Raw genomic sequence first — 10,107 nt, 5'->3', positions numbered from 1 at the left:
CGGCGTGCCGCCAGTCACCAGTTACGTGGAAAGCGCCGCCGGGGTTGCCGCTGGTGGCCGCACCGGGCTGACGGCGGTTACGGTTGGCGTGTTGTTTATCGCAGCGATGTTTTTTGCCCCGCTGGCTGGCATGATTCCGGCCTATGCCACCGCCGGCGCGTTGATCTATGTGGCGATGCTGATGATGAGCGGCATGGCCCATATCAATTGGGACGACGCCACCGACAGCATTCCGGCGATCGTCACGGCGATCATGATGCCCCTGACCTTCTCGGTGGCCGACGGCATCGCCCTGGGTTTCATCACCTACGTGGCGCTGAAGGCCGGTACGGGTAAACACAGGGAAATTTCCATCAGCCTGTGGGTGCTTTGCGCGATCTTCATCGCCAAGTTCGCGTTCCTGTAGGCCAACCCGCTTGACCCTGCCTCACCCCGTCGGGTGGGGCTTTTGTACGAATGGAGGAATGCAATGAGTCTGGAAACCTGGCTGCTGTTCAGCGGCGCTGCGCTGGTGGTGATCCTGATCCCCGGCCCCCTGTCCTTGCTGATGATCAGCAACAGCCTGAACTACGGCCTGCGCCGTTCGTACCCGGCCTTTCTCGGCGGGGTGATTGCTTCCATCTGCCTGCTGAGCGCCTCGGCGCTGGGTTTGGGTGCGTTGTTGTTGGCCTCGGAACAGCTGTTCAGCGCCCTGAAGATCGTCGGCGCGCTGTACCTGTTCTACCTCGCCTGGCAGAGCTGGCAGCAATCCCGGCAACCGGCCCACGTCGCCGACGTACCGCAAGTGGCCGCCACCCCGCGTTTTCGTGCGCTGTTTGGCCGGGCCTTTGTGCTGGGCGCCAGCAACCCGAAGGACATCCTGTTTTTCGCCGCCTTCCTGCCGCAATTCCTCAGTGCCCAGCAGGCCTTTTTGCCGCAGTTGCTGATCATGATCGCCACCTGGACCGTGCTCGACCTGCTGTGCAAACTGGCCTACGGCCTCGGCGCCCATGGTGCCGCGCGCTACCTGCGCAGCGGCAGGGGCCAGAGCTGGTTCAACCGGATCAGTGCGGGCTTGTTCACAGGCGCCGGCGCTGCGTCGCTATTGAGCCGCTGAAGATCCAGCCCCGATCGCACTGAAGATCGGGGCCGCCTTTATGGTGCAATCAGCAGGCGAAAAAAAGCCCGCAGTGTGAGCGGGCGAAAAACCAACGAAGAGCTTTGGGGGTGTGAAGCGCGGTGACGACTCAGCTACCGCGATAGGTGGAGTAGCTGTAAGGCGAAATCAGCAAAGGCACGTGGTAGTGATCCTGTTCGGCGCTGATGCCGAAGCGCAGCACCACCACATCGAGAAATGCAGGTTCGGGCAGTTGCACACCGCGGGCGCGGTAGTAATCACCGGCGCTGAACTGCAACTGATAGACACCGCTGCGGTAGTCATCGCCTTGCAGCAGGGGTGCATCGCAGCGGCCGTCGCTGTTGGTCAGGGTGCTGGCGACCAGCTCAAGCTGTGCGCCCTCGACACGGTACAACTCAACCTTGATTGCGCTGCCAGGGCAGCCATGCGCGGCGTCCAATACGTGTGTGGTCAAACGTCCCATAGCGTCTGCGCGCCTCCCGAAGTCAGTAAAAAGTGAAAGACCGCACCTTTTCAGGTCACTGAAAAAGCCGGCGATGGCTGATTAAGACACTTTTCAAAAAAATTGTACACAATAAATTCAACAAGCCTGCGTTCCGTTGCTGACGCCGATACTGTAGGAGCGAGCTTGCTCGCGAAGATCGTTAACGATAACGCAGCGCTTCAGGGTTAACGAGGCGCTCTCAGGTTTTTCGCGAGCAAGCTCGCTCCTACAGTGAATGAGGTTTTTTTCAATTTAGCTGACCAGTCAGGCAGGTTTCTTGCAGTGCTATTCTGCAAAGACCCTGCGGAAAAAATGCAGAAATACAGGCTTACAAAGTGCACACTAAGTTGTATACAATCAGTCATCGTTGTGACGCCACCCAGTCTTTCCGCTGCCCGGCCGCCACACACACCGCTACCACGAACAAGAAGGAAGACTGCAGTGAGCGCTGACTACCCACGCGACCTGATCGGTTACGGCAGTAACCCTCCTCACCCACACTGGCCGGGCAAGGCCCGTATCGCCCTGTCGTTCGTACTCAACTACGAAGAAGGGGGTGAGCGCAACATCCTGCACGGCGACAAAGAGTCGGAAGCCTTCCTGTCCGAGATGGTCTCGGCGCAACCGCTGCAAGGCGAGCGCAACATGAGCATGGAGTCGCTGTACGAATACGGCAGCCGTGCCGGCGTGTGGCGCATCCTCAAGTTGTTCAAGGAATTCGATATCCCGCTGACCATCTTCGCCGTGGCCATGGCCGCCCAGCGTCACCCGGATGTGATCCGCGCGATGGTCGCCGCCGGCCACGAGATCTGCAGCCACGGCTACCGCTGGATCGACTACCAATACATGGATGAGGCCCAGGAACGCGAGCACATGCTCGAAGCGATCCGCATCCTCACCGAACTCACCGGCGAGCGCCCACTGGGCTGGTACACCGGCCGCACCGGCCCCAACACCCGGCGGCTGGTGATGGAGGAAGGCGGCTTCCTCTATGACTGCGACACCTATGACGACGACCTGCCCTACTGGGAACCCAACAACCCGACCGGCAAGCCGCACCTGGTGATCCCCTACACCCTGGACACCAACGACATGCGCTTCACCCAGGTCCAGGGTTTCAACAAGGGCGACGACTTTTTCGAATACCTGAAAGACGCCTTCGACGTGCTGTATGCCGAAGGCGCGGACGCACCGAAAATGCTCTCCATCGGCTTGCACTGCCGCCTGATCGGCCGCCCGGCGCGCCTGGCCGCCCTCAAGCGGTTTATCGAATACGCCAAGGGCCATGATCAGGTGTGGTTCACCCGCCGCGTCGACATCGCCCGTCACTGGCATGACGTACACCCTTTCCAGGGAGCCGCCAAATGACCGCGTTCCAAACCCTGAAACCGTCGACCCTGAGCCGCGACGAATTCGTCAAAGCCTTCGCCGACATCTACGAACATTCGCCATGGGTGGCCGAAAAGGCCTTCGACCTGGGCCAGGACGCTTCGATCGACGAGATCGAAACCCTGCACCAGCGCATGAGCGACATCCTGTTGAGCGCCGATCACGCAAGCCAACTGGCCCTGATCAACGCTCACCCGGACCTGGCGGGCAAAGCGGCCGTCCAGGGCCAGTTGACCGAAGCCAGCACTAATGAACAGGCTGGCGCCGGTATTCACCAATGCTCGAGCGACGAGTTTTCGCGCTTCACCGAGCTGAACGATGGCTACAAGGCCAAGTTCAAGTTTCCCTTCATCATGGCGGTAAAAGGCAGCAACCGGCACCAGATCCTTGCCGCGTTTGAAACGCGCATTCACAACTCGGTGGAAGCCGAGTTCAAATGTGCGCTGGCCGAGATCAATAAAATCGCGTTGTTCCGATTACTGACCCTTTAGCAGACCTGGCCCGAGCGGTTCATGAACGCCCAGGGCCTGGCGAGCATCCCAAGCCACTTACTTTAAGGCAGACAAGAAGAATGAAAGCGCAACCCGTACCTTTCGAAAAGTTCGTCAACCTGGCCGACGCCCGCCTGGGCACCAAGATCATCTCTGTCACCGATGACTGGTTCGCCGACGCCAACCGCCTGTTCCAGCCGACCCCGGCCGTGTGGAAGGAGGGCGTTTTCGATGACAACGGCAAGTGGATGGACGGCTGGGAGTCGCGCCGCAAGCGCTTCGAAGGCTACGACAGCGCAGTTATCCGCCTGGGCGTACCGGGTTCGATCAAAGGCGTGGACATCGACACTTCATTCTTCACCGGCAACTTCCCGCCATCGGCGTCCCTGGAAGCCTGCTTCCTCGCGAGCGGCGAGCCGGATGACAACACCCAATGGGTTGAAGTGCTGTCGGCTGTAGAGCTGCAAGGCAACAGCCATCACTTCCACGAGATCAACAACGACCAGGCCTTCAGCCACCTGCGTTTCAACATCTACCCGGATGGTGGCGTGGCCCGTCTGCGTGTGTACGGCATTCCGTTCCGCGACTGGTCGGCGGTGGGCGACAACGAACAGGTGGACCTGGCTGCTGCATTGAACGGCGGCCGCGCACTGGCCTGCTCCGATGAACACTTCGGGCGCATGAGCAACATCCTCAACCCGGGCCGTGGCATCAACATGGGCGACGGCTGGGAAACCGCACGTCGTCGTACGCCGGGCAATGACTGGGTGATCGTCGCACTGGGCCACCCGGGCGAGATCGAGAAGATCGTGGTCGACACCCTGCACTTCAAGGGCAACTACCCGGACACTTGCTCGATCCAGGGCGCATTCGTGAAGGGTGGCACCGACAGCCAGATCGAAACCCAATCGCTGTTCTGGCGCGAACTGCTGCCGGCGCAGAAACTGGAAATGCACGCTGAACACACATTTGCCGAGCAGATCAAGGCGCTGGGCCCGATCACCCACATTCGTCTGAATGTGTTCCCGGATGGTGGTGTGAGCCGCCTGCGGGTTCTCGGTAAGGTCTCGAAGTAACACCCGATCGTTCCCACGCTCTGCGTGGGAATGCATACCGTGACGCTCTGCGTCACAAGAGCGGACGCAGAGCGTCCAGGGCGGCGTTCCCACGCAGAGCGTGGGAACGATCCATACACAAGATTAAGAAGACAGCCATGCGCACACTGATGATCGAACCCCTGACCAAAGAAGCCTTCGCCCCTTTCGGAGACGTTATCGAAACCGATGGCAGCGATCACTTCATGATCAACAACGGGTCGACCATGCGCTTTCATAAACTGGCGACGGTTGAAACCGCCACGCCAGAAGATAACGCGATCATCAGCATCTTCCGCGCCGACGCGCAGGACATGCCGCTGACCGTGTGCATGCTGGAACGACACCCGCTGGGCAGCCAGGCTTTCATCCCGCTGCTCGGCAACCCCTTTCTGATCGTGGTCGCGCCACTTGGCGATGAACCTGTATCGGGCTTGGTCCGCGCCTTCGTTACCAACGGCAGGCAGGGCATTAATTACCATCGCGGCGTCTGGCACCACCCGGTGCTGACGATCGAAAAGCGGGATGACTTCCTGGTGGTTGATCGCAGTGGCACAGGCAATAACTGCGATGAGCATTTTTTTAAAGAGGATGAGCGGTTGATCCTCGCCCCCCACCAATAAGAGAAGGTCTGATCACTCGACGACAGAGTGACAGGCGAGAGGTAAAGACTGTGGAAGCACATTTGATGGAATGGCTGAACCTGAGCGTGCGCTGGGTTCACATGATCACTGGCGTCGCCTGGATCGGCGCTTCGTTCTACTTCGTCTGGCTGGAAAACAACCTCAACCGCGTCAACCCCAAGGACGGCCTCGCCGGTGACTTGTGGGCGATCCACGGTGGCGGTATCTACCACCTGGAAAAATACAAACTGGCCCCACCGACCATGCCGGACAACCTGCACTGGTTCAAATGGGAAGCCTACTTCACCTGGATGTCCGGCATCGCGCTGCTGTGCGTGGTGTTCTACGCCAACCCGACCTTGTACCTGCTGGCCCCGGGCAGCAGCCTCAGCGGTCCGGAAGGTGTGTTGCTGGGCCTCGGCTCGCTGCTGGCCGGCTGGTTCATCTACTCCTTTCTCTGCGACTCGGCACTGGGCAAGCGCCCCGCCCTGCTCGGCCTGATCCTGTTCGTACTGTTGATTGCCGCCGCGTACGGCTTCAGCAAGGTGTTCAGCGGTCGTGGTGCGTACCTGCACGTGGGCGCCGTGATCGGCACCATCATGGTGGGCAACGTGTTCCGCATCATCATGCCGGCCCAGCGTGCGCTGGTGGCGGCCATCGCCGAAAACCGCACGCCCGACCCGGCACTGCCGGCCAAGGGTTTGCTGCGTTCGCGCCACAACAACTACTTCACCTTGCCGGTGCTGTTCATCATGATCAGCAACCACTTCCCGAGCACCTACGGCAGCCAATACAACTGGCTGATCCTCGCAGGTATCGCGGTGGCGGCGGTGTTGGTGCGTCACTACTTCAACACCCGTCACAACAGCCAGAAATACGCCTGGACCTTGCCGGTGGGCGCACTGGCGATGATTTGCCTGGCCTACGTGACCGGCCCAAAACCGGTGGCGACTGCACCGGATGTGGCCAAGGCTCCTGCGGCCATCGAATACCAGCCGCTGCCGGAAACGGCGTTGGGTGGCGGGCTTAAACCGGCTGCTCCAGTGGCACCGGCACCTGCACCGGCACCTGCCGAAGCAGCACCGGCCCAGGCCTCGATTGATTTTGACAAGGTCCACGGGGTGATCCAGGAGCGCTGCGCGGTGTGCCATTCGGCCAAGCCGACAAGCCCGCTGTTCAGCACCGCGCCGGCCGGGGTGATGTTTGATACGCCGCAGCAGATCCAGCAAATGGCCCCGCGCATCCAGGCACAGGCCGTGGCCAGCCAGATCATGCCGCTAGGCAATATCACCCAGATGACCCAGCAGGAACGGGACTTGATTGGCACCTGGATCACTCAGGGGGCGCGTACCAACTGACTGATTAACGCAGGACTAGTGTGGGAGCGGGCTTGCTCGCGAATGCGGTGTGTCATTCAACACTTCAGGTGACTGAACCACCGCGTTCGCGAGCAAGCCCGCTCCCACATGGGATCTGCGGTGTGCTTTGACGAATGAGTTCCACCCGGCAATTGAATGCCGAACAACACAACAATAAAAAGATCCGAGGTGTTGCATGTCCCAGCTAGAAACGCAGACTCCTGCCGCGCCCGCCATGGTGCGGCTGCCCCTCTTGCAACTGATTCTGGTAGGCCTGCAACACGTCTTGCTGATGTACGGTGGCGCCGTCGCCGTGCCTTTGATCATCGGCCAGGCCGCGGGCCTGAGCCGTGAAGAAATCGCCTTCCTGATCAACGCCGACCTGCTGGTGGCGGGCATCGCAACCATGGTCCAGTCCTTCGGTATCGGCCCGGTAGGCATTCGTATGCCGGTGATGATGGGCGCCAGTTTCGCCGCTGTCGGCAGCATGGTGGCCATGGCCGGCATGCCCGGCATCGGTCTGCAGGGGATCTTCGGTGCGACCATCGCCGCCGGTTTTTTCGGCATGGTGATCGCGCCGTTCATGTCCAAGGTCGTGCGCTTCTTTCCACCGCTGGTGACCGGTACCGTGATCACCGCCATTGGTCTTTCGCTGTTTCCCGTCGCGGTCAATTGGGCCGGCGGTGGCGCAGCGGCGTCCACGTTTGGCTCACCGATTTACCTGGCGATTGCCGCGCTGGTGCTGGCCACCATCCTGCTGATCAACCGTTTCATGCGCGGCTTCTGGGTGAATATCTCGGTGCTGATCGGCATGGCCCTCGGCTACGGGCTGTGCGGGATGATCGGCATGGTCGACCTCAGCGGCCTGGCGCGCGCCCCGTGGGTGCAAGTGGTGACGCCACTGCATTTCGGCATGCCCAAGTTCGAGTTGGCGCCGATCCTGTCGATGTGCCTGGTGGTGGTGATCATCTTCGTCGAGTCCACCGGGATGTTCCTCGCCCTGGGCAAGATCACCGGCCAGGAAGTCACGCCGAAAATGCTCCGCCGTGGCCTGTTGTGTGACGCCGGCGCATCGTTTTTTGCCGGGTTCTTCAACACCTTCACCCACTCCTCGTTCGCGCAGAACATCGGCCTGGTGCAGATGACCGGCGTGCGCTGCCGTTCGGTGACGATCGTGGCCGGCGCGTTCCTGATTGTGCTGAGCCTGCTGCCCAAGGCCGCCTTTTTGGTAGCGTCGATTCCACCCGCAGTGCTGGGCGGCGCGGCGATTGCCATGTTCGGCATGGTGGCAGCCACCGGGATCAAGATCCTCCAGGAAGCCGACATTGCCGACCGTCGTAACCAGTTGCTGGTGGCGGTGAGTATCGGCATGGGATTGATCCCGGTGGTACGTCCCGAATTCTTTGCACAGCTGCCGCTATGGATGAGCCCGATCACTCACAGCGGCATCGCCATGGCCACGATCAGCGCGCTGTCGCTGAACCTGTTATTCAACATCCTGGGTGGCGCCGAACGCGCTGCCCCAAGCGCTCACGCACACCCACATTGATTCCTGCGTCACAACAAAAACAATAACGATCAGGGAACACACCATGTACGCCATTCACCCGGGGCCGGCCACGCGCCGTGCCCCATTCTCGCCCCGCGCGCTCTTTAACGGCGCACTTGAGCACAGGCCTGGGAGTCAGTATTCTCGGCGCCCGCTCAAATCGACTCAAAAAAAAACAGCGAATGTAAAAGCTGACTGCAAGGCCAACTTATCCGGGCCCCACGTCCGCAGCCAACGTGTGCAAAAACTCTCCGAATTCGACTGTGTTCATCACAGCCGACGGGGATTTTTTGGCTTTTTAAACACCTTGGCGCAGCTCTTGCTAAAAGCATCAAAGCTGACCGAACAGACGATTTTTGCGGCAAGCCAAAAGACGCCACACCAGAGCGTCCGCTTAGAAAAAAAACCAGAAACCTTTACCTCGGGAGCAACCGAATGAAACGTACCGTGAACAGCCTGATGCTGGCAGGATCCCTGCTGGCCGGGGGCCAGGCCATGGCCGGTGATCTGCTGCAGTGGCAGAACAACAGCCTGACTTATCTGTGGGGCAAGAACTTCACTGTTAACCCGCAGATCCAGCAAACCGTGACCTTCGAACACGCCGATGCGTGGAAGTACGGCGACAACTTCTTCTTCCTCGACCGCATCTTTTACAACGGCAAGGAAGACGGCAATGTCGGCCCAAGTACTTACTACGGCGAGTTCAGCCCACGCTTGTCGTTCGGCAAGATTTTCGACAAGGACTTGTCGTTCGGTCCGATCAAGGACGTGTTGCTGGCGTTCACTTACGAGTTCGGCGAAGGCGACAACGAGTCGTACTTGCTCGGCCCGGGCTTCGACCTGGCAATCCCTGGTTTCGACTACTTCCAGCTGAACTTCTACCAGCGCCAGACCGAAGGCAATCGCCCGGGTGACGGCGTATGGCAGATCACACCGGTGTGGTCGTACACGATCCCGGTGGGCAACTCCAATGTGCTGATCGACGGCTTCATGGACTGGGTGGTGGATAACGACAAGAACGCCCGCGGCACTTACCACGCCAACCTGCACTTCAACCCGCAGATCAAATATGACCTGGGCAAGGCGTTGCATTGGGGCGAGAAGCAGTTGTATGTCGGTATCGAATACGACTACTGGAAGAACAAGTACGGGATCCAGGACAGCGGCGCGTTCGAGACCAACCAGGACACTGCGAGCCTGTTGGTGAAGTACCACTTCTAACCACACCGCCTATCCTCTGTATGTGGGAGCGGGCTTGCTCGCGAATACGGTGGGTCAGTCAATACATCTGGCGACTGACACACCGCATTCGNNCCCGCTCCCACATTCAGTCCGGTGTCAGGCCCAGGAACCGCTGCAACTCTTCGCGCTTGGCCAGCGCATCCCGCCTTCCCAGCTCGATCAATTCGCTGCAATACCCCGCCTCGAACAGCAGGTAGCTGAGCACACCCGCGCCACTGGTTTTGGTCGCCCCCGGCCCGCGCAGAAACAGGCGCAATGCCGCCGGCAATTCCTGGCGGTGACGTGCCGCGATTTCGTCGATTGGCTGACTGGGAGCGATCACCAATACTTCCACTGGCGCCAAACCTTGTATCGCCGCGTTGGCCGGCAACACGTGGCTGAACTGGTTCAGGCGCTCAAGCAATTCGATATCGCTTTCCAGGCTGTCGATGAACGTGCTGTTGAGCATGTGCCCGCCGATCTGCGCCAACGTCGGCTCCTGGCCGGTGAAGGTGCGCGCCGGGTTCGATGGATCGTTGCCACGCGGGTTGCCACTGACCCCCACCACCAGCACGCGGCTGGCGCCCAGGTGCAACGCAGGACTGATCGGCGCCGACTGGCGCACCGCCCCGTCACCAAAATATTCCTGCCCGAGTTTGACCGGCGCAAACAGCAACGGAATCGCCGAGCTGGCCAGCAAATGTTCAACGGTCAATTGGGTGGGAATGCCGATGCGCCGATGCCGCAACCAGGCATCGATGGTGCCGCCGCCCTGATAGAA

The 10,107-nt window shown here is 60.3% G+C and carries 12 protein-coding genes; 10 read left to right on the top strand and 2 right to left on the bottom strand.

The window, feature by feature from the left end:
- Positions 1-406, top strand: a 406-nt coding sequence (locus tag HX846_RS00255; protein ID WP_178964775.1) for an NCS2 family permease, incomplete at its 5' end; no start/stop codon positions are given.
- A 63-nt stretch (positions 407-469) separates the two neighbouring features.
- Positions 470-1,096: a LysE family translocator gene (locus HX846_RS00250; RefSeq protein ID WP_008432192.1), complete on the top strand. Its 627-nt coding sequence runs from the start codon at positions 470-472 to the stop codon at positions 1,094-1,096.
- A gap of 130 nt (positions 1,097-1,226) precedes the next feature.
- On the opposite strand, the gene uraH is transcribed toward HX846_RS00250, so the two are convergent.
- Positions 1,227-1,580, bottom strand: a complete 354-nt coding sequence (gene uraH / locus HX846_RS00245) for a hydroxyisourate hydrolase (RefSeq protein ID WP_003209117.1) — start codon at positions 1,578-1,580, stop codon at positions 1,227-1,229.
- Between the two features lie 462 nt (positions 1,581-2,042).
- On the opposite strand from uraH, the gene puuE reads away from it, so the two are divergent.
- The 8 genes from puuE to HX846_RS00205 all read left to right on the top strand — a co-directional run bounded on the left by puuE (position 2,043) and on the right by HX846_RS00205 (position 9,326).
- Positions 2,043-2,969, top strand: a complete 927-nt coding sequence (puuE, locus tag HX846_RS00240) for an allantoinase PuuE (protein ID WP_008432189.1) — start codon at positions 2,043-2,045, stop codon at positions 2,967-2,969.
- Positions 2,966-3,481 (top strand): 2-oxo-4-hydroxy-4-carboxy-5-ureidoimidazoline decarboxylase, encoded by a 516-nt coding sequence (uraD, locus tag HX846_RS00235; RefSeq protein WP_102368455.1) that lies wholly within the window; start codon positions 2,966-2,968, stop codon positions 3,479-3,481. Before puuE ends, uraD begins: the two co-directional genes overlap by 4 nt.
- Positions 3,482-3,561: 80 nt before the next feature.
- Positions 3,562-4,557 (top strand): allantoicase, encoded by a 996-nt coding sequence (gene alc, locus HX846_RS00230; RefSeq protein WP_003209112.1) that lies wholly within the window; start codon positions 3,562-3,564, stop codon positions 4,555-4,557.
- Between the two features lie 137 nt (positions 4,558-4,694).
- Complete coding sequence (locus HX846_RS00225; RefSeq protein ID WP_003209110.1) at positions 4,695-5,198, top strand: ureidoglycolate lyase; 504 nt, start codon at positions 4,695-4,697, stop codon at positions 5,196-5,198.
- A gap of 50 nt (positions 5,199-5,248) precedes the next feature.
- Positions 5,249-6,556, top strand: a complete 1,308-nt coding sequence (locus HX846_RS00220; protein ID WP_178903113.1) for a urate hydroxylase PuuD — start codon at positions 5,249-5,251, stop codon at positions 6,554-6,556.
- 196 nt (positions 6,557-6,752) lie between these two features.
- On the top strand, positions 6,753-8,105 hold the full coding sequence (locus HX846_RS00215) for a nucleobase:cation symporter-2 family protein (protein ID WP_087694784.1): 1,353 nt from the start codon (positions 6,753-6,755) through the stop codon (positions 8,103-8,105).
- A 43-nt stretch (positions 8,106-8,148) separates the two neighbouring features.
- Entirely contained in the window at positions 8,149-8,544 is a 396-nt protein-coding gene (locus HX846_RS00210; RefSeq protein WP_177009495.1) for a hypothetical protein, read from the top strand.
- Positions 8,541-9,326 carry an outer membrane protein OmpK gene (locus HX846_RS00205; RefSeq protein ID WP_003209104.1) on the top strand — a complete coding sequence of 262 codons (786 nt, stop codon included), beginning with the start codon at positions 8,541-8,543 and terminating at the stop codon, positions 9,324-9,326. Before HX846_RS00210 ends, HX846_RS00205 begins: the two co-directional genes overlap by 4 nt.
- A 106-nt stretch (positions 9,327-9,432) precedes the next feature.
- On the opposite strand, the gene HX846_RS39340 is transcribed toward HX846_RS00205, so the two are convergent.
- The coding region (locus HX846_RS39340) for a patatin-like phospholipase family protein (RefSeq protein ID WP_256739749.1) at positions 9,433-10,107 on the bottom strand (675 nt) is incomplete at its 5' end.

Source organism: Pseudomonas sp. K5002, assembly GCF_013386655.1.
Taxonomy (GTDB): domain Bacteria; phylum Pseudomonadota; class Gammaproteobacteria; order Pseudomonadales; family Pseudomonadaceae; genus Aquipseudomonas.
This window is presented reverse-complemented; position numbering and strand designations above follow the sequence as displayed.